General features: G+C 60.2%; 23 protein-coding genes. 11 read left to right on the top strand and 12 right to left on the bottom strand.

Annotated features, from left to right (window positions below; all coding sequences use genetic code 11):
- The 5 genes from IMCC21224_RS07575 to IMCC21224_RS07555 are packed head-to-tail and all read left to right on the top strand — an operon-like array spanning position 1 to position 4,174.
- Complete coding sequence (locus IMCC21224_RS07575; RefSeq protein WP_047994832.1) at positions 1-1,122, top strand: MSMEG_0568 family radical SAM protein; 1,122 nt, start codon at positions 1-3, stop codon at positions 1,120-1,122.
- Entirely contained in the window at positions 1,119-1,664 is a 546-nt protein-coding gene (locus IMCC21224_RS07570; protein WP_047994831.1) for an MSMEG_0567/Sll0786 family nitrogen starvation N-acetyltransferase, read from the top strand. Before IMCC21224_RS07575 ends, IMCC21224_RS07570 begins: the two co-directional genes overlap by 4 nt.
- The gene (locus IMCC21224_RS07565; RefSeq protein ID WP_047994830.1) at positions 1,661-2,638 is read left to right on the top strand and encodes a sll0787 family AIR synthase-like protein; all 978 of its coding nucleotides are present in this window, start codon (positions 1,661-1,663) and stop codon (positions 2,636-2,638) included. The genes IMCC21224_RS07570 and IMCC21224_RS07565 overlap by 4 nt, the downstream gene beginning before the upstream one ends.
- The gene (locus IMCC21224_RS07560) at positions 2,631-2,909 is read left to right on the top strand and encodes an MSMEG_0570 family nitrogen starvation response protein (protein ID WP_047994829.1); all 279 of its coding nucleotides are present in this window, start codon (positions 2,631-2,633) and stop codon (positions 2,907-2,909) included. Before IMCC21224_RS07565 ends, IMCC21224_RS07560 begins: the two co-directional genes overlap by 8 nt.
- Positions 2,891-4,174, top strand: coding sequence for an MSMEG_0569 family flavin-dependent oxidoreductase (locus tag IMCC21224_RS07555; protein ID WP_047994828.1), 1,284 nt, complete (start codon positions 2,891-2,893; stop codon positions 4,172-4,174). The genes IMCC21224_RS07560 and IMCC21224_RS07555 overlap by 19 nt, the downstream gene beginning before the upstream one ends.
- A gap of 108 nt (positions 4,175-4,282) precedes the next feature.
- Here IMCC21224_RS07555 and IMCC21224_RS07550 read toward each other — a convergent pair whose 3' ends face one another.
- Positions 4,283-6,064 carry an SLC13 family permease gene (locus IMCC21224_RS07550; protein WP_369796013.1) on the bottom strand — a complete coding sequence of 594 codons (1,782 nt, stop codon included), beginning with the start codon at positions 6,062-6,064 and terminating at the stop codon, positions 4,283-4,285.
- A 310-nt stretch (positions 6,065-6,374) separates the two neighbouring features.
- Between IMCC21224_RS07550 and soxR the strand changes: the two genes are divergently transcribed.
- Positions 6,375-6,830: a redox-sensitive transcriptional activator SoxR gene (soxR, locus tag IMCC21224_RS07545; protein WP_047994826.1), complete on the top strand. Its 456-nt coding sequence runs from the start codon at positions 6,375-6,377 to the stop codon at positions 6,828-6,830.
- 89 nt (positions 6,831-6,919) lie between these two features.
- Here the strand turns inward: soxR and IMCC21224_RS07540 are convergent, their stop codons facing one another.
- Positions 6,920-8,107: a hypothetical protein gene (locus tag IMCC21224_RS07540; protein ID WP_156178173.1), complete on the bottom strand. Its 1,188-nt coding sequence runs from the start codon at positions 8,105-8,107 to the stop codon at positions 6,920-6,922.
- Between the two features lie 469 nt (positions 8,108-8,576).
- On the opposite strand from IMCC21224_RS07540, the gene ugpB reads away from it, so the two are divergent.
- Genes ugpB through ugpC form a run of 4 tightly spaced genes read left to right on the top strand, consistent with a single transcriptional unit; the run spans position 8,577 to position 12,676 of the window.
- The gene (gene ugpB, locus IMCC21224_RS07535; RefSeq protein ID WP_156178171.1) at positions 8,577-9,887 is read left to right on the top strand and encodes a sn-glycerol-3-phosphate ABC transporter substrate-binding protein UgpB; all 1,311 of its coding nucleotides are present in this window, start codon (positions 8,577-8,579) and stop codon (positions 9,885-9,887) included.
- Positions 9,888-9,930: 43 nt separating this feature from the next.
- Entirely contained in the window at positions 9,931-10,812 is an 882-nt protein-coding gene (ugpA, locus tag IMCC21224_RS07530) for a sn-glycerol-3-phosphate ABC transporter permease UgpA (protein WP_047994824.1), read from the top strand.
- A 17-nt stretch (positions 10,813-10,829) separates the two neighbouring features.
- Positions 10,830-11,666 carry a sn-glycerol-3-phosphate ABC transporter permease UgpE gene (ugpE, locus tag IMCC21224_RS07525; protein WP_047996952.1) on the top strand — a complete coding sequence of 279 codons (837 nt, stop codon included), beginning with the start codon at positions 10,830-10,832 and terminating at the stop codon, positions 11,664-11,666.
- A 2-nt stretch (positions 11,667-11,668) separates the two neighbouring features.
- Positions 11,669-12,676 (top strand): sn-glycerol-3-phosphate ABC transporter ATP-binding protein UgpC, encoded by a 1,008-nt coding sequence (gene ugpC, locus IMCC21224_RS07520; protein WP_047994823.1) that lies wholly within the window; start codon positions 11,669-11,671, stop codon positions 12,674-12,676.
- A gap of 48 nt (positions 12,677-12,724) precedes the next feature.
- Here ugpC and ltnD read toward each other — a convergent pair whose 3' ends face one another.
- The 4 genes from ltnD to IMCC21224_RS07500 all read right to left on the bottom strand — a co-directional run bounded on the left by ltnD (position 12,725) and on the right by IMCC21224_RS07500 (position 17,067).
- Complete coding sequence (gene ltnD / locus IMCC21224_RS07515) at positions 12,725-13,624, bottom strand: L-threonate dehydrogenase (protein ID WP_047994822.1); 900 nt, start codon at positions 13,622-13,624, stop codon at positions 12,725-12,727.
- A gap of 82 nt (positions 13,625-13,706) precedes the next feature.
- Positions 13,707-14,438, bottom strand: coding sequence for an SDR family oxidoreductase (locus tag IMCC21224_RS07510; RefSeq protein ID WP_047994821.1), 732 nt, complete (start codon positions 14,436-14,438; stop codon positions 13,707-13,709).
- A gap of 11 nt (positions 14,439-14,449) precedes the next feature.
- Positions 14,450-16,231, bottom strand: a complete 1,782-nt coding sequence (locus IMCC21224_RS07505) for an IlvD/Edd family dehydratase (RefSeq protein ID WP_047994820.1) — start codon at positions 16,229-16,231, stop codon at positions 14,450-14,452.
- 215 nt (positions 16,232-16,446) lie between these two features.
- Positions 16,447-17,067: a 2OG-Fe(II) oxygenase family protein gene (locus tag IMCC21224_RS07500; RefSeq protein ID WP_047996951.1), complete on the bottom strand. Its 621-nt coding sequence runs from the start codon at positions 17,065-17,067 to the stop codon at positions 16,447-16,449.
- 144 nt (positions 17,068-17,211) lie between these two features.
- Between IMCC21224_RS07500 and IMCC21224_RS07495 the strand changes: the two genes are divergently transcribed.
- Positions 17,212-17,937 (top strand): STAS/SEC14 domain-containing protein, encoded by a 726-nt coding sequence (locus IMCC21224_RS07495; RefSeq protein WP_047994819.1) that lies wholly within the window; start codon positions 17,212-17,214, stop codon positions 17,935-17,937.
- 122 nt (positions 17,938-18,059) lie between these two features.
- Here the strand turns inward: IMCC21224_RS07495 and rplP are convergent, their stop codons facing one another.
- The 6 genes from rplP to IMCC21224_RS07460 form a co-directional block, all read right to left on the bottom strand.
- Positions 18,060-18,473, bottom strand: a complete 414-nt coding sequence (gene rplP, locus IMCC21224_RS07490) for a 50S ribosomal protein L16 (protein ID WP_047994818.1) — start codon at positions 18,471-18,473, stop codon at positions 18,060-18,062.
- Between the two features lie 3 nt (positions 18,474-18,476).
- Entirely contained in the window at positions 18,477-19,199 is a 723-nt protein-coding gene (gene rpsC / locus IMCC21224_RS07485) for a 30S ribosomal protein S3 (RefSeq protein ID WP_047994817.1), read from the bottom strand.
- Entirely contained in the window at positions 19,199-19,579 is a 381-nt protein-coding gene (gene rplV / locus IMCC21224_RS07480; protein ID WP_047994816.1) for a 50S ribosomal protein L22, read from the bottom strand. The genes rpsC and rplV overlap by 1 nt, the downstream gene beginning before the upstream one ends.
- 3 nt (positions 19,580-19,582) lie before the next feature.
- The gene (gene rpsS, locus IMCC21224_RS07475) at positions 19,583-19,861 is read right to left on the bottom strand and encodes a 30S ribosomal protein S19 (protein ID WP_047994815.1); all 279 of its coding nucleotides are present in this window, start codon (positions 19,859-19,861) and stop codon (positions 19,583-19,585) included.
- Positions 19,862-19,864: 3 nt separating this feature from the next.
- Positions 19,865-20,707 carry a 50S ribosomal protein L2 gene (gene rplB, locus IMCC21224_RS07470; protein ID WP_047994814.1) on the bottom strand — a complete coding sequence of 281 codons (843 nt, stop codon included), beginning with the start codon at positions 20,705-20,707 and terminating at the stop codon, positions 19,865-19,867.
- A gap of 605 nt (positions 20,708-21,312) precedes the next feature.
- The gene (locus IMCC21224_RS07460) at positions 21,313-23,748 is read right to left on the bottom strand and encodes an FAD-dependent oxidoreductase (protein WP_047994812.1); all 2,436 of its coding nucleotides are present in this window, start codon (positions 23,746-23,748) and stop codon (positions 21,313-21,315) included.
- Between the last annotated feature and the right edge of the window lie 15 nt (positions 23,749-23,763).

Genomic DNA, 23,763 nt, shown 5'->3' with positions numbered 1-23,763 from the left:
ATGCAGACTGGCGACATCATCAACGACCTGCAAACCCGCGGCATGCGCCTGATTGATCCGCGTGCCGGCGCTGACAGCCGCCGCGGCGGTGCTGGCCCGACGGACCACAAGGCTGTGACCATCAACAACATGACCGTGATGATTCCGGTCCATACCGCCACAGCGTTTGAATCGCCCTATATCGTCGAAGCCCCCGACGCCGCAGGCCATGCGCGTGTGCTTAAGAACGGTGCGTTTTTTGCTGATGTCCAGTTTCCGCAGCGGGCAAAGTTCCTTGATCTTTCGACGGCCGAGGGCGTGCCTTATGGCCATATCGCGCAGTTGCATGCCAAAGACGTGCTGGCGACAACGGTGCTGCAAACCTGCATCCGCTACGAGAGCCGCAAGAAGACCTGCAAGTTCTGCGCCATTGGTCAAAGCCTGGCCGCCGGTCGGACCATCGCCCACAAATCCCCGGCCCAACTGGCCGAAGTCGCCCGCGCCGCCGTGCTGCTGGACGGGGTCAAGCATATGGTGCTGACCACCGGCACCCCGGCTGGCAAGGATCGCGGTGCCAAGGTGCTGGCCGAAAGTGCCGCCGCGATCCGCGCCGCCGTCGATTTACCGCTGCAAGGCCAGTGCGAACCGCCCGAGGATGATGTCTGGCACAGACGAATGAAGGACGCGGGCATCGACAGCCTTGGTATGCATCTTGAAGTGGTCACGCCAGCGCTGCGCGATCAGATCATGCCCGGCAAAGCACAGGTTCCGGTGTCAAAATACTTTGACAGCTTTGCAGCCGCGGTTGAGGTTTTCGGCTGGGGCCAGGTGTCGACCTACATCCTCGCAGGGCTGGGCGACACCGAAGAGGCGATCCTGTCGATGTGCGAACGGCTGACGGCAATCGGCGTTTACCCTTTTGTTGTGCCCTTTGTTCCCGTCACCGGCACGCCGTTGGAAAGCCACCCGGCCCCCACAGCGGACTTCATGCACCGGGTGTTGGGCCCCCTATCGCAGATGATCGTCGATCAGGGTATGCGGGCCGAGGATATCAAAGCGGGCTGTGGACGCTGCGGCGCGTGCTCGGCCCTGTCGGCGTTTGAAAAGTTCAAAAAGCCTGCGCTGGAACGGGCCGTGTCATGATCATCGAACGCCCCGCCGCCTTTGTAACCCCGGAATTCCTGATCCGCCTCGCCACCGAAAGCTGGGAGATCGGCGGCGCGGCCTCTCTGCGCCATCGCACCTTTGTGACTGAACAGGGCATCTTTGAAGGGCACGACCGCGATCAAATCGACAAGACCGCACTGCCGCTTGTCGCGATCTCGACCATGGCGTCAGAGGCCGACGAGGTTGTGGGCACCGTCCGCATCCACGAAGTCCCCCCGGGGATATGGTGGGGGTCGCGTCTTGCGGTTGCCCCGGATTACCGCCGCGTCGGGCGGTTGGGGGCGGAATTGATCCGCCTTGCGGTTGGCACGGCCCATGGGCGCGGGTGCGAACAATTCCTCGCCCACGTCCAGATGCAAAACGTACCCCTGTTCGAGAAACTGAACTGGGTGCCTCTGGGCCAGCAGGACCTGCACGGTCACCCGCACATGAAAATGCAGGCCGATCTGGCGTATTATCCACCAATCGCCGATCCGGCACGGGGCTGGATGTCGCTGACACGCAGGCGGGCCGCATGACGGACCTGACCGCCCTTGCTGCGGCGCTGGCCACACACCCGCATATCACGGGCAAACGCGACATCGACGTCGCCTGTGCCGCGCTGGGTCTGTCACAGAACAGCCCTGGCCGCCCCGGTGACGACGCCGCCGCTATACCCGACGCCGACGGCTGGCAGTTGATGGCGACCGAGGGGTTCATGAATGATTTCGTGGCCGCTGCGCCGTGGTTTGCGGGTTGGTGCGCGGTGATGGTCAATGTGTCGGATATCCTCGCCATGGGCGGGCGTCCGACGGCGGCGACCAATGCGCTTTGGGCCCCCGACGCCGCAACCGCCCAAGAGATCCTGCGCGGAATGCGCGACGCCTCTGAAACCTACGGCGTGCCCATCGTCGGCGGGCACACCAATTTGCGCACGGACCAGCCGCAACTGGCGGCAGCGATCTGGGGGCGTGCGCGGGCACTCATCACCAGCTTTGACGCACGCCCCGGCGACGTGCTGATCGCCGCAACCGACCAGCGCGGCGCGTATGCCGGCGACAGCGACAATTTCCCCGCGTTCCTTAACACCCCCGCTGCGCGGCTGCGTGGCGACATGGATCTGCTGCCGACTCTGGCCGAGGATGGATTAGCCACCGCCGGCAAGGACATCAGCCAGGGTGGCATCGCAGGCACAGCACTGATGTTGGCGGAATGCTCAGGCGTCGGTATCCGCATCACGCCGGGTGACATCACTCCGCCCGATGGCGATCTGACCCGGTGGATGACCGCATTCCCCAGTTTTGGCTTTCTGCTGACTGCCCGCCCCGAAAACGCCGACACCGTGCTGCACCGTTTCCAAGCGCGCGATATCGGCGCGGCGGTGATCGGCAGCGTGACTGCCGGCAGCACCCTGTCGCTGAGCGATGGGGCGACACACCACGTGGTCTGGGATCACGCCGCCCACCCCTACCTTGGACTTGGCCCGGAAAAAAAGGAGACAGCCGTTGCCTGAAGCGATCTTTCGCATCCGCTGGCCCGATGGTCAGGAAGAGGACTGCTATTCGCCCTCAACCGCGATTCACCAGCATCTCCTGGCCGGGCAGACTTACCGGGTCGACGACTTTCACGCGCGCAGCACAACCGCGCTTGACCACGCGGCGCGGCGGGTTGAGGCGAAATTCGGCTATCGGTGCAGCCGCGCCGATGCCCAGGCCGCGCGGATCGCCGCCTCAGCCAAACGCTATACCCCCGAGGAGAGTGTATTATGTCTGTCCATCAGCTAACGCCGGACGCCCGGACCTCTGTCACCGTCGCAATCGTCGGCGCTGGTCAGGCGGGCATGTCAGCGTCGTATCACCTGTGCCGTGCCGGGATCGACCATGTCGTGCTGGAACGTCACAAGCGATTCCATTCCTGGAAGACGGATCGCTGGGACACGTTCTGCCTTGTGACGCCCAACTGGCAATGCAAGCTGCCGGACTGGCCCTACCGCGGCGACGATCCCGAAGGCTTTATGCTCAAGAATCAGATCATTGACTATGTCGAAGGTTTTGCCGACAGTTTTGATGCCCCGCTGCGCGAAGGCGTCACCGTTACACGGGTGGAGCGCGGACCTGAGGGGCGGTTTCAGGTCGACACCGATCACGGCCTCTGGTCTGCCGATCATGTCATCGTGGCCTCGGGTGGCTATGACCGCCCGATTACTCCACCCTTTGCCGCCGCGCTGTCTCCTGCGATCCGCCAGATCCATTCGAAATCTTACCGACGTCCGTCGGATATCCCCGATGGAACCTGTCTGGTCGTTGGTACCGGGCAATCCGGTGTTCAACTGATGGAAGATCTTCGCATCGCCGGGCGCGATGTGCGTCTTGCCGTGGGTCCGGCGCCGCGCAGTCCGCGCTGGTATCGCGGCAAGGACGCGACCGATTGGCTGCATCAGTTGAAATACTATGACATGACCATCGATCAGCAACCCGATCCGCGCTCGACCGAGGCCAAGACCAACCACTATATGTCCGGACGCGACGGTGGTCACGAAATCGACCTGCGCCGCTTTGCCAAAGATGGTCTGCGCCTTTACGGTTCGGTCGCGGGAATGCAGGGCAACACCATCCGGTTTCTGCCCGATCTTGAGGCCAATCTAGATGCCGCAGATCAGAGCTATGTCGGCATCCGCACGATGATCGACGACCACATTGCCCGCCAGGGGATTGAGGCCCCTGTCGAAGCCCCGTTTGAAAAGGTCTGGCGCCCGGAAACCGAGACGACCGAGATCGACGCCGCCGCCGAGGGGATCACCTCAATCCTGTGGTGCATCGGATTTCGCCCGGATTACAGCTGGCTGCGTGTGAGCTGCCTGGACGAGCGCGGCAGACCCATTCACACGCGTGGTGTCTGTGACGAGGCTGGTGTCTATTTTCTAGGTCTGGGTTGGCTGCACACATGGGGGTCGGGACGGTTCCTAGGCGTGGCAGACGATGCGGCGTATGTCGCCGACAAGATTGCGCATCGGGTTGGCGGGGAAATGTCGCAACCCCACTGCGCCTGAAACAAGGCCATGGGCGGCACAAGCTGATATCCTCGAGTGTCCAGGGTGATCTGCCCCGCGGCCCACGCGCGACGCAATCTGGCCTCGCCCGCCATATTGGTTTGACCGCTACAGCGGCCAAACCACAAGCAGCATCGGCACCGCAACTGCAATCACCAACAGCTCCAGCGGCAATCCGATCCGCCAATAATCCGAGAAACGATAGCCGCCCGGACCAAGGATGATCGTGTTGTTCTTGTGTCCGATCGGCGTAAGAAATGCACAGGATGCGGCCACAGCAACCGCCATAAGGTAGGTATCCGGGTTCGCGCCGGTTGCCGACGCAATCGACAGTGCAATCGGCGCGGCGATCAGGGTCGTTGCAACATTGTTCAGGAAATCCGACATCGTCATGGTCACAACCATCAGCACGGTCAGCGTGACCCAGGCCGGATACCCATCGGTCAGACCAGCGATCTGATTGGCCAGAGTCTCGGCCCCGCCGGTGCGCTCGAACGCTTCGGCCAGCGGTATAAGGCTCGCCAGAAGCACGATCACCTTCCATTCGATCGAATTGTAAACTTCGCGGCCACTCACCAGTCCCAGCACCACATACCCGATCACTGCGGCGCCGAGTGCGACGGTCAGTGACAACAGGCCAGCAACCGCAAGCCCCACAGCGGCGACGAAAATCCCGATGGACAGGCCAGCCTTGGTCCGCTGGATCACCTCGGTACGGCGCCCCTCAATCGGCAGAACACCCAGCCAGTCGGTGGCGGCGGCCACCCGTTCCGGCGTTCCCAGCAGCAAGAGCACGTCGCCAGCCCGTATCGTCAGGAGCCGGACCCGATCCCGAAACCGCTGCCCTTCGCGCGACACCCCAAGCAGGGTTACCGAATGACGGCTGAGCAATTGCAGGCTGCGCTCGGTCCGGTTCTGGATGCGGGCGCCATCAGGAACAATCGTTTCCGTCAGCGTCAGCCCGCGCGCGGTAACGCCGCCGTCGTGCTTTTCCGAGCCGACAAATTCGAGCCCGGACTGCCCCATAAACGTCTCGATGGATTTTGGCTCGCCTTCGACAACAAGGAAATCGCCCGATTGCAGCGTCTCACGCGTTGCAAACCCCGGTCGTCTCTTGCCGTTTCGGATGAGGCCGAGAATGTGAACGTCGGACTCGTTGGCCTTGGGATAAAGATCCTGAACCAGAATATCGTCCTCGAATGTTTGATCGCCCACCCGAAGCTCGGCCACGTAGCGGCCTTGACGGATTTCGCCCCCGTCCTCTGCGGCTGAGGTGCGAGCGGGCAGTAGGCGCCAGCCCAGAATGGACACAAACGATATACCGACAATCGCCACAGCAAGGCCGACCGGGGCAAAGTCCAGCATCGCAAACGGCTGGCCCAGGGCGTCGCTCCGGTACTCGGAAATCACGATGTTCGGAGGTGTGCCGATCAGGGTGATCATACCGCCAAGGATCGTGGCAAACGACAGCGGCATCAGGCTTCGCCCCGGCGCCCGTTTTGCCTTTTTCGCCGCTTCCATGTCCAGCGGCATCAGAAGGGCCAGAGCCGCCACATTGTTGATGATCGCGGATAGTCCGGCGCCCACGGCTGCGATGATGGCGATGTGTAGCGGCAGGGGCCGATCAGGATCGATCAGTTTGGAAGCAACCAGTTCAACCGCGCCCGATGATGACAGACCACGGCTGACAATCAGGACAAGGGCGATGATCGCAACCGCAGAATGCCCGAACCCTGAAAACACTTCCTCGGTTGGGACAAGCCCAAGCGAGGCGGCCAGGATCAGCGCGCCAAACGCCACAAGATCGTAGCGCAATCGCCCCCAGATCAGCAGAACAACAACTGCGGCGAGGAGGATGAATATTTGGGTCTGGTCACTTGGCATGGTCATGGATCTAGCATTACGGCTGTCGATGTCAGCAGTACATGCCAATTATAGGCGGGGTTCCGTTCAAACAGCGACAATCCCCAATGATGCTGCCGTGTTACCCCGGCGATACCGCAGCGCCGCGTGACCCAGCAGAACGCTCAGCATCCATGTCGTTTCAAACGGTTGCATTCCTTGCAATGAGCGCTTTCATTGCACACGCAACAAACCAGTCATCGCCAGATGATGCGTTCCACAAACGCCTTGTTTTAAGCTCATTCTGACGACAATTCGGTCTTGGACAGACATCGGAAACTCAAGTATACTTTAGGTTATGGCAAACCTCAGCATCGGTGAAGTCGCCCAGCGGACGGGCCTCGCCGTTTCCGCGATCCGCTACTACGAAGACATGGGCCTTGTGCACCCGGACAGGACAGCCGGTGGTCGGCGGACCTTTGCCCGCAGCGACATTCGCAGGCTGTCATTTGTGATGATTTCTCAGCGGCTCGGCTTTTCCATCGCCGAGATTCGAGAGGCGATGTCGCATTTACCCGAGGGTCGGACACCGACCAGATCCGATTGGACACGCCTGAGCCGGGGCTTTCGACATCATCTCGACGCCCGGATTCAGGGTCTGACAGAGTTACGCGACCGGCTGGACGGGTGTATCGGCTGTGGCTGCCTGTCTTTGCGCCAATGCAAGCTATACAATCAGGGCGATATTGCCGGCGGAAAGGGCGCCGGGCCACGCTATGTTCTGGGCGATGCACCTGCGGATGAAGGATATTGACGGCGCGCAATCGGCGTTGCCAAACGATCTGTCCCGCAGCGTGGATACTGCGGGACAGATCGTTTGGTCACAGCTGTGCCCCGTTTAGGTCAGCGGGTCTGGAACGCGATTGGCCACATAAAGTCCAGCGGCTTGTACCCTTGCCCCAAGTAGCGCACCTCGCCAGTTTTGTCGGTCATGTTGTACCCTGAGTGTAACGCGCCTGTCGGCACCGAAAATGGAAAGAAGGCCCGCGTTTGCGGATTATACGCCGCCGTGGCATGGCAACTGTGGCAGCTTGCCTCGAAGCCGGTCCAATATTGCGGCTGCGCGGTATTGGGACTGCCGGCGAAATCCTCCATATCCGTGTGCCCCAGAATTACCGGCGTGTCGCCCGTTCCGTCCACGGTAAAGCGGATCTGAGTGCCGTTCGGGGCATAAGAGTCAAAGCCGAACCCCGCAAGGTCAGCTTCGCTGAGGATTGCGGCGATTTCGGCCTCGGGCAATTCCGCCCGCTGGGTGATCAGCGTGTCGCGCACATGGGCGACACCGGGGTTGTCGCTGAACTCGAATGTGGTCCAGAACCAGCTTGGGTCCTCGGTATAAAAGGTGTCACCCGGATTCGCGAGCGACTGCATCTTGACCATGATGTGCAGGCCGCGCCACCAGTATTCGCCGGTGTCGAATTTGAAGGTCAGCGCGCCATCCGGTACCGGACTGCCCTCGGTCACCTGCAACCACGACGCCTTAAGCTCAATCGTGCCGACAGGCATGTCGACATAGTCGTTCTGGGCAAAGTAGGCGGCCACATCCAGCTTGGTCGTCAGGCCCCGTTGGACCAGATAATCATAGCTGATCTTGTTGCGCGTCACTTCCTCGTTGGCGCCATCTGGGTCGGCGGTGGCGACGCGGCCTGCTTCGATATCCTTTTTCTCGGCGCTCGGCCTTAGATCCGAACGCGGAGCGGCCTCAAAGTCAAACGGCTTGGTGGTGCCAAAGGTGTCGGGATCGGTGGGCCAGGCCATCCATTCTGGCACGTGTCCCGAACCAGACATGCCCCCATTATCGGCGTCCTCGATCAACTGATTGACCCGCGCAAAGAACATCCAGGCCAGCGATTGACGCTCTTCAAGTCCGCCGTCAAAGGCCATGGCGGCGCAATCAGCCGCGAACGCCGCGTCCGACTTGGTCAGCCACCCCTCATCAGTGCATGTGCCGTAAGACCCCTGACCGAACGCCGTGAGTGCAGGCACGGCAATGAAAGTAGCGGTTAACATGAGCTTGGTGGATCTGGTCATAATATGGACGCTCCCAAGGATAAGAATATATTGAAATTGTGGATAGGCCGTAGAAATTCTCTACGGATTCCCAACATTCGCGCAACCGCTTTGATTGTATCAATTTGACATAAATCAATCAACGAGTGAATTGTTCCCCCGCCATACTGCTGGTGCAAAACCAAACCTGCGCTGTGGCAGGACAAAAGCGTCAGGGTCGACCGCTCGCCAACATCCTTTGTCCGGGCGCCCCCTGCTGCGCCGCGCGCTTGCTATTCGCCCGTACATTGCCGGATTTCTGAGGTCTGATGTCTTTCGCCCGCATGGGCAAATGGACAATACATGCCCCCCTTCTGAGCGGTCAATTTTTTTTGTGTCCGGAACCGGATTTTTTCAAACCTGCCCAGTTTCTGCGCAAGTAGGTTGCCTAGGCGGCAGACGTGGCTTTATCGTTATCGGAGACGAATTTTGATGTACTGGGGGAAATATCATGAACATCAAGCCATTGCTGCTCGCTTCAACCGCGGTCACGGTCCTCGCTGGACCCTTGGCCGCACAAACAGAGGTTGAATTTTGGCACGCTTTTACCGGACGACTCGGGGAATTGGTCGCGGCACAAGTCGATGAATTTAATGCGACACAATCCGACTACATTGTCACCGCGTCGCATAAGGGCAACTATTCCGAGACGCTGAATGCCGGTATTGCTGCGTTCCGCGCGGGCGAGCAGCCCGACATCCTGATGGTCTTTGAGGTTGGCACCGCAACCATGATGGCTGCGCAAGGGGCAATCAAACCGGTCTACGAAGTGATGGCCGACGCAGGCGCGGATTTTGACCCCGATGCGTTCATCGGATCGGTCAAAGGCTACTACACAACCAGTGACGGCGACATGCTGTCGATGCCCTTCAATTCATCGACGCCGGTGCTTTGGGTCAACCGCACTGCATTGTCAGATGCCGGCATCGACCCCGACACAGACCTGTCCACATGGGAAAACATTGGCCCGGTGCTGGACCAATTGAAAGAAGCGGGCAGCACCTGCCCGATGACCACTGCGTGGCAAAGCTGGATTCACCTTGAGAACCTGTCGGCTTATCACAACGTCCCGTTTGCAACCAAAGAGAACGGATTTGGCGGTCTGGACACGGAACTGGTGTTGAATGGCGACGCGCAGGTCGCGCATATCGCAGCCATGGGGGACTGGGCGAAGGACGGAAAATTCATCTACGCCGGGCGTCGCAACGAAGGCGGGGCCAACTTCCGCGCCGGTGAATGCGCGCTTTTCACCGAAAGCTCTGCCGGGTACGCCGGGATCAAATCCGAAGCCACCTTTGACTTTGACGTACGACCGCTGCCCTATTGGTCCGCATTGGTCGAGGCGCCGCAAAACACCATCATCGGTGGTGCATCGCTTTGGGTGATGGCTGGTCAGACGGACTCGGAATACGAGGGCGTCGCGGCCTTTCTGAACTATCTGTCCTCGCCCGAAGTTCAGTCGCAATGGCATCAGGATACCGGATATCTGCCGATCACAAGCGCCGCTGCTGAACTGACCCGCGAGCAGGGTTTCTATGAGGAGAACCCCGGCACCGACGTGGCGGTCATTCAGATGACCACCAATGCGCCGACCGAAAACTCCAAGGGTCTGCGTCTGGGCAACTTCGATCAGATCCGTACGATCATCGACGAAGAACTTGAGGCAGTCTGGGTTGGCGACAAGGATGCCAAAGCCGCGCTGGACAGTGCTGCGAGCCGTGGCAACGAATTGCTGCGCCGCTTTGAGCAAGCAAACCGCTAAGGAAAAGGCCGCGCCCTGCTGACGTAGGGCGCGGCTGACCCCGATGGAAAAACGCGTCACTTTCAAAGGCATCTGGTTGCCACTTCTGCTGATTTTTCCGCAGATCGTGATCACGGCTGTCTTCTTTTTCTATCCTGCCGGTCAAGCGGTCTGGCAGTCGCTGTTCATTCCCGATCCTTTTGGTTTGTCGATGCGATATGTCGGCCTTGGGAATTTCGAATACTTGCTGGGCAACGCCTATTATCGTGCGTCTTTTGTGACGACGGCGGTCTTTTCGATCCTTGTGACAGTCGTTTCTATGGGCATCGCGCTTTACCTTGCCTTGCTGGCGGACCGGTTGATCAAAGGTTCGGGCGTTTACCGGACGCTGCTGATCTGGCCGTATGCCGTGGCTCCGGCTGTTGCGGGTGTGCTTTGGCTGTTCATGTTCAACACGCGCGTTGGTGTGGTGACGTGGTATCTGGGCGTGCTCGGCTATGACTGGAACCACGTCCTGAACGGTGAAGAGGCGATGGGCCTGGTCGTTGTCGCCTCAGCTTGGGGTCGGATCAGCTATAATTTCCTTTTCTTCCTCGCCGGGCTTCAGGCAATTCCAAAATCCGTGATCGAGGCTGCTGCCATAGACGGCGCGCATTTCTGGACCCGCTTTCGCACCATCGTGTTTCCGCTGCTGTCACCGACCACGTTCTTTTTGTTGGTCGTCAATATCGTCTATGCGTTTTTCGAAACCTTCGGCGTGATCCATACGATCACCAGCGGTGGTCCACAGCAATCCACCACAATCCTTGTCTACAAGGTCTATTCCGATGGGTTTGTTGGCCAGGATCTTGGGTCATCCGCGGCGCAATCTGTGATTTTGCTGTTCATCGTTGGACTGCTGACAATCGTTCAGTTCAAGTTCATCGAACGGCGGGTGCATTACTGATGGCCCAGCGTACCGGCATGGTCGAAAATCGCGGGTCAGGATACTGGCTGACCCATCTGGGTCTGATCATCGGTCTGCTGTTTGTGTTCTTCCCGATCTGGCTGGCCTTTGTCGCCTCCACAGTGTCTCAGCCCGAAATCGTAAGCCCGCCGATGCCGCTGCTACCGGGCGATCAGTTTTTTGCGAATTACAGCAAGGCGCTCTTGGCGGGGGTCAATGCGCCCGTGGCCTGGATGATGCTGAATTCGCTTATCATGGCGATGGGCATCGCCGTGGGCAAAATCGCGATATCGCTGCTGTCGGCCTTTGCGATCGTGTATTTCCGATTTCCGGGGCGCAAGGCGTTCTTTTGGCTGATTTTTCTGACCTTGATGCTGCCCGTTGAGGTTCGGATTGTCCCAACCTACGAGGTGGTCGCAGGCTTTGGCATGCTCAACAGCTACTCTGGCTTGATATTTCCGCTGATAGCCTCGGCTACGGCGACATTCCTGTTCCGCCAGTTCTTTATGACCGTACCGGATGAACTGGCCGAAGCGGCCCGCGTCGACGGCGCACGCCCGATGCGGTTCTTTTGGGACATTCTGCTGCCGATGAGCCGGACCAATGTGGCGGCTCTGTTTGTGATCCTGTTTATCTATGGCTGGAACCAATATCTCTGGCCGCTGCTGATCACCACGGACCCGTCGATGAACACCATCGTCATGGGGATCAAACAGATGTTCCCCTCGGGTGACGATATCGCGGATTGGCCAGTGATCATGGCGACCTCTATCCTTGCGATGATCCCGCCTGTGATTGTCGTCATCAGCATGCAACGGCTGTTTATCCGTGGCCTTGTCGATAGTGAGAAATAGCAATGGCGACCGTTAGCCTAAAGAACATCAAGAAATCGTTCGGCAAGACCGATGTGATCCACGGCGTGGACATCGACATCAAGGATGGCGAATTCATCGTGATTGTCGGGCCGTCAGGTTGTGGAAAGTCCACGCTTTTGCGCATGGTGGCCGGGCTTGAGACTGTGACCAGTGGTGAGGTCCATATCGGTGACCGCATCGTCAATACGCTAGAGCCGATGGATCGGGACATTGCAATGGTGTTTCAGAACTACGCCCTGTACCCGCATATGACGGTCGAGGCCAACATGGGCTACGGCCTCAAAATTGCCGGTCGTCCCAAATCCGAGATCGCAGAGCGGGTGCAGGACGCCGCCAAACTGCTACAACTTGAACCCTACCTTAAACGCCGCCCCCGCGAATTGTCGGGCGGCCAACGTCAGCGGGTTGCAATGGGCCGCGCGATTGTGCGCAAGCCAGCTGTGTTCCTGTTCGATGAACCACTGTCCAATCTGGACGCCAAACTGCGTGTCCAAATGCGGCTAGAGATCAAGCAACTGCAACGCAGGCTTGGGGTGACATCGCTTTACGTGACGCATGATCAGGTCGAGGCCATGACATTGGCGGACCGGATGATAGTGATGAACGGCGGCGTCGCCGATCAGATCGGTGCGCCGCTAGAGGTTTATGCCCGTCCCGCCACAGAATTTGTGGCCGGGTTTATCGGATCACCGCCAACCAACTTTATGACGGCAGATCTCGCAAACGGCGCCAGTGCTGATGCCGTGACCCTCGGGGTCCGTCCCGAGCATCTGTTGATCACCACCACCGATCACAAGGTCAGCGGCACGGTGCTGTATACCGAAGCGCTGGGTGCAGAGACGCTTGTCCATGTGAAGTTGACAGATGGCACAATCGTCACGGCCCGTCAGAGCGCGTCTGATGGTTTCCTATCCGAAGGTGAAACAACACAGCTGACCTGGGACAGCTCCCACGAGATGCTCTTTGATGCCGCTGGTCGACATCTCTGAAAACACCGGCAATGCGGGACTTGGATACAACGGGCTGTTGACCTGGCCTCAGTCGGACCCTGGCAACGTCAGACCGGCATTGCGGGCATAGACCTTGGCCACTGCGGCGTCATCTTCGCGCCCCAGACCAGAGCCGGAGGCCGCCAGATATTGTTGCAGCGCAGCAGCCGTGAGCGGCGCTCCAAACTTCGCGCCCTTTGCAATGTCGAGCACAATTCCCAGATCCTTGAGCCAGATGTCAACCGCGCTCAGCGGCGTGTAGTCACCGGCGATCACGTGTGGCGCGCGGCTTTCCAGCGCCCAGCTTGTGCCGGCGCATTGGCGGATCACCTCAAGGAACTGGTCAGGTTTGACCCCCTGCGTGATGCCAAATGTCAGCGCCTCGGCCATGGCGGCGATCTGGATGCCAACCAGCATCTGGTTGACCGCCTTCATCGACGACCCTGCGCCGACCTCGTCCCCCAGTTCGAACACCTGCGACGCCATCGCATCCAGCGACGGACGGGCGCGGGCAAAGGCCTCGGCGGAACCCGAGGCGAGGATCGACAACGTTCCCTCACCCGCGCGGATCGTGCCGCCTGACACCGGCGCATCAAGGTAGTGCAACCCCAGTTCGGCGCAGCGTGCACCCATGTCGCGGGCGAATTCGGGCGCGACGGTCGCGCAGGCGACAACAACCGTACCGGGGCAGAGTTGCCCGGCTATGCCTGTATCGCCGAACAGCACAGCCTCGGTTTGGGCGGCATTCACCACCACCACCACCACGGCCTGAATATCCTGTGCGACCTCGGACAGCGCGCCTTTGGCCCCACCGGCGGCCTGAAACCGGGCCACCGCGTCAGCGTTCACATCAAAACCATGCGTCGTCAGCCCGGCCCGCAACAGCGAACCCGCCATACCGAGCCCCATAGCCCCAAGGCCAAAAATTGCGACAGTGCCGTTTGCCATGTCCGTTCCCTCGCTAGGCATTTCCCAAAATCAACCTGACCGAAATCCGGAAAGGTCAGAAAACATATCGGCGATCCGCCTGTCAGCCGCGCCCGATGAACGGCATGTTGGTTGCCATGACGGTCATGAACTGCACATTCGCCCCAAGCGGCAAAGACGCCATATGCAACACCGACGCCGCGACATTGCTGACATCCATCACCGGTTCAACCGCCATAGAGCCATCGGCCTGCGGCACACCCTTGGTCATCTTGGCGGCCATGTCGGTCAGCGCGTTGCCAATGTCTATCTGACCGCAAGCGATGCCAAATGGCCGCCCATCGAGCGAGATCGTGCGCGTCAAGCCGGTGATCGCATGTTTCGACGCCGTGTAGGGTGCGGACCCCCAGCGCGGAACCGCAGCCGACACCGAGCCATTGTTGATGATGCGCCCGCCCTGTGGGTCCTGTTTGCGCATCTGGCCAAAGGCGGCGCGCGCCGCAATGAATGCCCCCATGACATTCACGTCGATCAGGTTGCGAATGTCCGCAACGGCCAGTTCGTCGATCGGTGCCCCGCCAAGACTGACGCCGGCATTGTTGAACAACGCGTCAATGCGCCCCCAATGCTGCGCCGCCTGGTCAAAGGCGGCATCGACAGATGCTTCGTCCGTCACGTCGCACGGCAGCACCAGCGCATCGCGGCCACCCGCCGTTTCTGCCAGCGGCTGTTCGCGACGTCCGACGAGACCGACCTGCCAGCCTGCATCCAGAAACGCTGTGGCGGTTGCACGTCCAACGCCGCTGCCGGCTCCGGTGATGATGATCGATGGCATAGGGTGTCTCCTTAGTGATTGTCGCGTGGCAGATCCCGCGCGATCCGCTGATAGGCCGTGGCCAGTTCCAGGCACCCGCCCTCGGCCAGCTGACCGACATGGGTGCGGTAAATTTCCTGCCACGGGGTCTGGTGGTGCAGTACCGGGGCCACCCAGGCGTCGCGGCGGGCCTGCCATTCTGCGTCGCCGACCAACGCATTCAGCGTCGAGGCGTTCAGATCCAACCGGATACGGTCACCTGTTTGCAGCAACGCAAGGCCGCCACCCACCACTGCCTCGGGTGAGGCGTTCAGGATCGATGGGCTTTCCGATGTGCCCGATTGCCGCCCGTCGCCCACAGTGGGCAGGTGTTCGATGCCCTGACGGATCAACGCATCGGGCGGCTGCATGTTCACCACCTCGGCCGATCCGGGGTAGCCGACACAGCCGACGCCGCGAATAAACAGCACCGTCTCGGGGTCAATCTCAAGGCTCTCGTCATTGATCCGGTCATGGTAATCCTCGGGACCTTCAAAGACCACGGCACGGCCTTCAAAGATGCCCTCTGCCCCCGGCGCTGACAGGAACCGCTTGCGGAAGTCGGCAGAAATCACCGAGGTTTTCATCAGAGCTGAGTCAAAGAGATTGCCCGACAGCACGAGGAACCCGGCCTTTTGCCGCATAGGATCGCTGACCGGGCGGATGACTTCGGTATCCCGACTACCCCAATTGCCCAGATTTTCGGCCATGCTCTGGCCGGTCGCGGTCATCGCGCCACCGCGCAGCATCCCGGCTTTGGCCAGCTCGCCCATCACTGCTGGCACCCCACCGGCGCGGAAAAAACTTTCGCCCAGGTACTCGCCGGCCGGCTGCATGTTAACCAGCAGCGGCGCGTCAAACCCGACGGTCTCCCAATCCTTGACCGACAGGTCGACCCCGGCATGGCGTGCAATGGCCTGAAGGTGCGGTGGTGCGTTGGTTGATCCGCCAATCGCCGTGTTGACGACAATAGCATTCTCAAAGGCCGCACGGGTCAGAATGTCAGACGGTTTAAGGTCATCCAGCACCATCTGCACGATACGGCGACCCGTCTCATACGCCATATTCATCCGTTCGCGGAACGGCGCGGGAATGGCCGACGACCCAGTAAGCGTCATGCCCAAGGCCTCGGCCATAGCGTTCATCGTGCTGGCGGTGCCCATCGTGTTACAATGGCCCAGCGACGGGGCCGACGCACAGGCGCGATCCATGAACTCTTCGTAATCAATCTTGCCCTCAGCCAGCAACCGGCGGCTTTGCCAGATGATCGTGCCAGATCCTGCACGTTTGCCCTGCCACCAGCCATCCAGCATCGGACCGCCGTTCAGTGCAATCGCCGGCAGGTCGACCGTGGCCGCGCCCATCAACATCGCGGGCGTGGTCTTGTCACACCCGGTTGTCAGCACCACCCCGTCGATGGGGTAGCCGTGCAGCACCTCGACCAGTGACAGATAGGCCAGATTGCGGTCCAACGCCGCAGTCGGCCGTTTGCCGGTCTCCTGGATGGGATGCACCGGGAATTCCATCGGCACGCCGCCTGCGTCGCGAATACCCGCCTTGACCCTGTCGGCAAGAAACAAATGGATCTTATTGCACGGCGCCAGATCGCTGCCGGTCTGGGCCAGACCGATGATCGGCCGGTCGCCCTGTAATTCGCCACGGGTAAACCCCTGATTCTGATACCGCTCGATATAGAGCGCGGTCATCCCCGGATTGTTCGGGTTGTCGAACCATTCCTGAGACCGGAACCGTTTGTGCGCGCGCGTATCTGACATCTTGATTTCCTTCCGCCGGTCGCAAGGATGCGACACACTCTGATCGCAAGCTGTCAATTTGGTATACCAAATGCAAGGGGATTTAAAGGCCGACCTTGATCCAGCCAGAATCAATCTCACACGCCTGTGACCCGGCTCCATAAGATCAGGAACGGCAAACAGCCGGTTTCAAACCAGTTTGGATGTGCCGCAAAGCAAAAGCGCGCCGCCGCCCGCTATCCCCAGCTGTAGTTGAAACTGATGCTGATCCGTTCTTCATCCGACATGTTCAGGGGGACTTCGTGGCGCAGCCAGCTTTCCCACAGCAACACTTCACCGACGTCTGGCGCGACATAGATGAACTGACGCAGCTCATCGCGGGCTGATTTTTTTCGGGCAGGTGCCGCCATCATCATCGCCAGGCGCGGATCCTCGAACCGGATCGCGCTGGCACCCTTGGGCATGGTGACATAGGTCGTACCGCTGATCACCGAATGCGGATGGATATGCGAGGAATGAGTGCCGCCCTCGGGCAAGATATTGATCCAGATATCCTCGAGCTTGAGTTTTTTGCCGTCGAGATTGAATTGCAGGTCCTTGGTAAAACCAGCGACGTGTTTGTTCAGCACCTTGACCAGGTCCTTGAAGATCGGAAAGCGCCAGCCAAGATCCGTCAGCGAAGCATAGCTGGTGTAGCCGGGATATCCGTTCTCTTCGCACCAGAGTTGGCCGGCCTCGTCATCCTCGGCAATCGAAAGACACGAGGTTTCCAGTTCGGCCATGTCGACCGGTTTGCCCAGTTCGGACAGTGCAGCGCGATACAGGCGGGTGACAAAAAGGGAATCAATCTGGGACATGCTGTGGTGATAGACCAGCGCGACCGCCATGGCGAGAGGGCGCGCAAGCCCGCGCGCGGTTGCGATAGATCAAGACGCATTCGAGACGGCTGTGTAACATGCACGCGACTCGTCCCGGCAGCTGACACCTTAAGGAGACTTTGTATGCTCGAAATCATGGCAACATCGCGCCGGAACCTGCTCGAATTTCGGATCTCTGGCTCTGTGACTGAAGAGGACTACAGAGCGGTCCTGATCCCGGCACTGGAAGACGCCATCGACACATATGAAAACATCCGTCTGCTGGTCAGGATCGAAAGCGACTTTGAAGATTACACCTTGGGCGCGATTTTCGAGGACGCCCGGGTCGGGCTGAAGCATTGGGCCGGCTTTGACCGAATTGCCGTGGTTGCCGATACGAGCGGGATAACGCGGGCGGTGCGGGCGTTCAGCGTGTTCATGCCCTGCCCGGTCATGCTCTTTGATCTGTCGCAAGAGGACGAGGCCCGCCGCTGGCTGGTGGAATCACTGGGCAGCATCCACCAGACCGACCTTGGCGGCGGCGTGCTGCACGTGCAGTTGCGCGGCAAACTCGACGCTGCCGTCTATGCAGAGGAAGCACAGGACATGAGTGCATATGCCCGAGCACATGACGGATTTCGGCTGCTGCTGGACCTGCGCGACTTTGACGGCTGGCAGGGAATTGGCGCACTTGGGCAGCATTTCACCCTGGTGCGGGATCACCGAAATCTGGTTCAGAAATGTGCCATCGTTGGCACCAACTCCTTTGAAAAGGCGGCGAGACTTTTGGCCAGAAAGTTGATCAAAGGCGACGTCCGATATTTCGACGCAGATCAACTCGCCGAGGCGAAACGCTGGATCGCGGACTAGTTGCCCCGATACACGCAAGTTTCTGCGCCCTGCCCCGGTCACACACAGCAAAGCCCCCGCCGGTTTCCCGACGGGGGCTTTGAATTTTTAGGCTGGGGCGCGCACTTGGCGCGCCACCCGGTTTACCAGTCCTCGCGGACCACTACGCGGGTTTTGATCGGCAATTTCATCGCGGCAAGGCGCAGAGCCTCGCGGGCAACATCTTCTCCGACACCGTCCAGTTCGAACATGACCCGGCCCGGCTTGACCTTGCAGGCCCAGTAATCGACGGAACCTTTACCCTTACCCATCCGAACTTCGGTGGGCTTGGAGGTTACCGGCGTATCCGGGAAGATCCGGATCCAGACACGGCCCTGACGCTTCATGTGGCGCGTCATCGCGCGGCGAGCCGCCTCGATCTGACGGGCTGTCACACGCTCGGGCTGCAAGGCCTTGAGGCCAAACGTCCCAAAGTTCAGGTCCGAACCGCCTTTGGCGTCACCGCTGATGCGGCCCTTGAACTGCTTGCGGAATTTAGTGCGCTTTGGCTGAAGCATGACTTATCTCCGATCATCGCGACGGCCACCGCCTGCACCGCGAGGTGCCGGGCCGTCCTGGAGTTCTTGTGCCTTGCGGTCACGTGCCTGGGGGTCGTGCTCCATGATCTCGCCTTTGAAGATCCAGACCTTGATCCCGATGATGCCGTAGGCCGTTGTGGCCTCGACATGCGCGTGATCGATGTCGGCACGCAGCGTGTGCAGCGGAACGCGACCTTCGCGGTACCATTCGGTACGCGCGATCTCGGCACCGCCGAGACGACCAGCAACGTTCACCCGGATACCCTGAGCACCCATGCGCATGGCGTTCTGAACGGCGCGCTTCATGGCGCGACGGAAAGACACCCGGCGTTCGAGCTGCTGCGAGATGCTCTCGCCAACAAGACGTGCGTCAAGCTCGGGCTTGCGAACCTCAACGATGTTGAGGTGCAGCTCGGACTTGGTCATCGCAGCAAGCTTTTTGCGCAGCGTCTCAATGTCCGCGCCTTTCTTGCCAATGATGACGCCCGGACGTGCAGTGTGCACCGTTACGCGGCACTTTTTGTGCGGACGTTCGATGATCACGCGGCTGACGCCGGCCTGCTTGCACTCTTCATGGATGAAGGCACGGATGGCCAGATCTTCGAGCAGAAGCTTGCCATAATCCTTGGTGTCGGCGTACCAGCGGCTGTCCCAGGTCCGGTTGACCTGCAGGCGCATCCCGATCGGATTGGTCTTGTTACCCATTAGGCTTGCTCCTCGATCTGACGCACCAGGATGGTGAGTTCCGAGAACGGCTTCACGATCTTGCCAAACCGACCACGTGCGCGCGGGCGACCGCGCTTGAGCGTCAGGTTCTTACCGACATAGGCTTCGGCAACGATCAGTTCGTCCACGTCCAGATTATGGTTGTTCTCGGCGTTGGCGATGGCCGACTGAAGGCATTTCTTCACATCGTCCGAGATCCGCTTTTTCGAGAAGGTTAGGTCCGTCAGGGCCTTGCCAACTTTTTTGCCACGGATCATCGCGGCAACCAGGTTCAGTTTCTGCGGGCTGGTGCGAAGCATGCGCAGTTTTGCCATTGCTTCGTTGTCTGCCACGCGGCGGGGATTTTTATCCTTGCTCATGGCTTACTTCCGCTTCGCTTTTTTGTCTGCCGCATGACCGGTGTAGGTCCGTGTCGGCGAATATTCACCAAACTTCTGACCAATCATGTCCTCAGAGACGTTGACAGGAATATGTTTCCGGCCGTTGTAGACACCAAACGTCAGACCCACAAACTGGGGCAGGATCGTCGAGCGGCGCGACCAGATCTTGATAACTTCGCTGCGACCGCTTTCGCGGGACGCTTCGGCCTTCTTGAGCACGTAGGCATCAACGAAGGGACCTTTCCAAACAGAGCGAGACATATCTTAGCGCCCTTTCTTCTTGGCGTGGCGCGAGCGGATGATCAGCTTTTGCGAGGCCTTGTTGGTATTACGGGTCTTGGCACCCTTGGTCGGCTTGCCCCATGGGGTCACCGGGTGGCGACCACCCGAGGTCCGACCTTCACCACCACCATGCGGGTGGTCGATCGGGTTCATCACGACACCACGAACAGACGGACGTTTGCCATAATGGCGCATCCGGCCGGCCTTGCCGAAGTTCTGGTTCGAGTTGTCGGGGTTCGACACGGCACCGACAGAGGCCATGCATTCCTGACGCACGAGACGCAGTTCACCCGACGACAGGCGGATCTGGGCGTAACCGCCATCCCGACCGACGAACTGGGCATAGGTGCCCGCAGCGCGGGCAATCTGTCCGCCCTTACCGGGCTTCAGTTCGATGTTGTGGATGATCGTACCGATAGGCATGCCCGAGAACGGCATCGCGTTGCCCGGCTTGATGTCGACCTTGGAACCCGCGACGATACGGTCGCCGATAGCCAGACGCTGCGGCGCTAGGATATAGGCCTGCTCGCCATCGTCATACTGCACCAGCGCGATGAACGCGGTCCGGTTGGGGTCATACTCGATGCGCGCGACGGTCGCGGTCACATCTAATTTGTTGCGTTTGAAATCAACGATCCGGTAGAGGCGTTTCGCCCCACCACCGCGACGGCGCGATGTGATTCGTCCGGTATTGTTCCGGCCACCCGATTTCGTCAAACCCTCAGTAAGAGATTTGACGGGGCGTCCTTTCCACAGTTCCGAACGGTCGATCAGCACCAGCCCGCGCTGGCCCGGCGTCGTCGGCTTATACGACTTGAGTGCCATGCTTTCTGTCTTCCGTTAGCAGACGGCAGGGAACAGGCCCCCGCCTATGTTAAAGCCCCCCGAAGGTGGCCTGAGTATAGGCCCCCGAAGGTGCCCGATTTTCGCTGTCCTGAAGTGCGGGCAAACCCGCGCCGAACAAAAAAGGCAAGCCCCGGACGAATCCGGGGCTGCGCCGATGGGGTCGTTTAGGGGAGGATGGGGTAAGGGTCAAGTGGGGCCAGCCAAGATCCGCAGCAGAACGACTTCGGAAGCGCGATACACAACTCAGGTCAGCTATATCAGGCCGCTGAAACAGTCGACACGTCGGGATGGTATTCTTGCGCTGGGGTATACGCCCTTCCTGTCTCAACATGGTGCGGGATTTTCGGCCTCCGGGCAGTCGCCGTCCGCCTCTTGCTCTCGACAATGCGCCGTTGGGACGGGATGTTGACGGCGGTCGCCAGAATGACCCGGAATCGGACCTGTTCAACGCCGCGATCGCCGGTTTGCGCTCTGCCGCCGACGGTTTTGGCCCGACCAAAGACTTCTTCAATCCGTATTCGGTATTGATTGTTAGGGCGTGGTCCTGATGCCAGCCCGTGCGGCGTGCGGGCCGGACAAGTCAATCATGCTTGCATCCGGCTGTAATCGGGGTCGTAAGGCGACGCCTCGATCACCTCGGCAGCCACCATGTCGCCATAATGATCGAGGTCGACCCGCGTGCCAGGCGCCGCCAGATCGGGATCAACGAAACCATAGGCGAGGTTCATCCCCACCCGATGCCCCCAGTCGCCAGAGGTAATCGTGCCCACGACTTTGCCTTCCCGCATCAGCGAGGCACCACCATGAGCAGGCGCATGGGTGGCATCGACCGTCAGCGTGACCAGCTTCTTGCGCGGTCCCTCCTCGATGCGTCTGAGCAGCGCGGCCTTGCCAATAAAATCACCCTTCTCGGGTTTTACGAACCGGTCGAGTGCCGTCTCGTATGGATCGAATTCCGTGATCAGATCAGCCTTCCAGTGCAAGAAGCCCTTCTCCATCCGCATCGAGTCAACGGCTCGGGCGCCGAACAATTTCAGCCCGTGCGTCTCGCCCGCTTTGCGCAGCGCGAGGTAGGCGGCGTAGAGCGATGCATTCGGCACGTGGATTTCGTAAGCCAACTCGCCCGAGAAGCTGACGCCGAGAACCGTGGCTGGGGCGAATCCGATGAAACATTCGCGCACACTGAGCCACGGAAATGCCGCTTTCAACCAGTCGCCCCGGGCGCAAGCCGACAGCACGTCGCGCGCTTTCGGACCGGCCAGAACGAGGATGGTCTGGTCGTTGGTCAGGCTGCGGATGTGAACGTCCTCGTCGGCCCGCAAGTGCATCTGGAGCCAGTCCATGTCGTGATATTCGCTGGCCGCTGCCGAACCGTACCAGGCCCGCGCCGGGCCGCGGTCAGAGGCCGGTAGGTTGGCCACGGTGGCTTCGCCCTTGATCATGCCGTGATGATTCAGAAGGTAGCCCAGCCCGACTCGGCCATCGCGTTTGGTCACCGCGCCACAAAACATCCGGTCGAGGAAAGCGTGGCGATCCGCGCCGGTGATCTCGAACCGATTGAAGCCGTTGACCTCGCAGAGGCCGACGTTTTCCTGCACGTTTTTCACCTCGGCCGCGACCACATCGAACGCCTCATCGAAGTTGAAGGTCAGCGTCGGGTGAAAGCCGGGTGTGGGCTTGATGTAATCCACCCGCTCCCAACCGTTGACGACAGTGAACTCGGCGCCTTCAGCGGCCAGTATCGGAGTCAGCGGCGTGGTTTTCGCGGGACGGCCAGCCGGGCGATGTTCGTGCGGGAAATGAAAGCGGAATTCGTTCTGGTAATCTTCGATGGCCTTCAGCGCCGTCAGTTCGACGTTGGTGTGGCCGGTAAAACGGCGCGGGTCGATGACCCAGGTGTCATAGCAGGCTTCGCCGTGCACGATCTGTTGCGCCAGCAGCCAGCCATGGCCGCCGCCTTCGCCCAGACCGGCGCGCAGACCGATGATGCAGAAGGCGTTGCGCTTGCCCGGGATCGGGCCGACCAGCGGCGCGCCGTCGATGGTATAGGTGATCGGGCCGTTGACGATGGAGCGGATGCCGGTTTCGGCCAAGGCGGGCATCCGCTCAAAGGCGCCTTCCATCACGTCCATGACACGATCCAGATCGTCGGGGCAGAGCGCGTTGACAAAGTTCGGGTCGATTCCGTCCATGCCCCATGTCTTGCAGTCCTGTTCGTAGAAGCCGACAAGCAGCCCATTCTTCTCTTGTCGGCTGTAGTAATCCGAAATCGGGCAACGCAGCAGCGGCATGCGGTGGCCCGCCTCAGCGATGGCGGGGATGTCTTCGGTCAGGAAATACTGGTGTTCCATCGAGGCGACGGGGTGATGCACACCCATCATCGCGCCGACCTCGTTCACGCGGTAGCCGCAGGCGTTGACCACGATGTCGCAATCGATGTCGCCCTTTTCGGTGTGCACGGTCCAGGTGTCGTCCTTGCGCTGGGTCAACGCGGTGACAGGGGTTTCGCGGTACACCTCGGCCCCGGCCTTGCGGGCATGATAGGCCAGCGCCTGACACAGCTGCGCCGGGTCGATGTCGCCGTCCAGCGGATCCCAAAGCCCGCCGAGCAGGTTGGTGGTCGAGATCAGCGGGTGACGGCGGGCGCATTCCTCCGCGTCGATGACTTCAAGATCGACCCCCATGCCGCGAGCCATCGAGGAAAAGTGGCGATAGCCCATCATCTGCTCTGGCGTGTTGGCCAGCCGGATGCCGCCGTCGGCATGATGATAGTTGATCGGATATTCCGGGTCTTCGGACAGCGTCTTGTACAGGTTGATCGAATGGGTCTTTAGCCCGACCATGGTCTGGTTGCCGCCGAAATTCGTCACCTGCGCGGCCGAGTGCCATGTCGTGCCCGAGGTCAACTCGTTCCGCTCGACCAGAACCACATCGCTCCAGCCTTCCTGTGTGAGATGATACAGCGTCGAGCAACCAGCGATGCCGCCGCCGACAACAACCACCTTGGTCCGAGATTTCATGTGCAAGCCTCCGAA

The organism is Puniceibacterium sp. IMCC21224 (genome assembly GCF_001038505.1).
Lineage (GTDB): Bacteria > Pseudomonadota > Alphaproteobacteria > Rhodobacterales > Rhodobacteraceae > Puniceibacterium.
The sequence above is the reverse complement of the archived record's forward strand: the minus strand, read 5'-3'. Positions and strand labels throughout refer to the sequence as shown.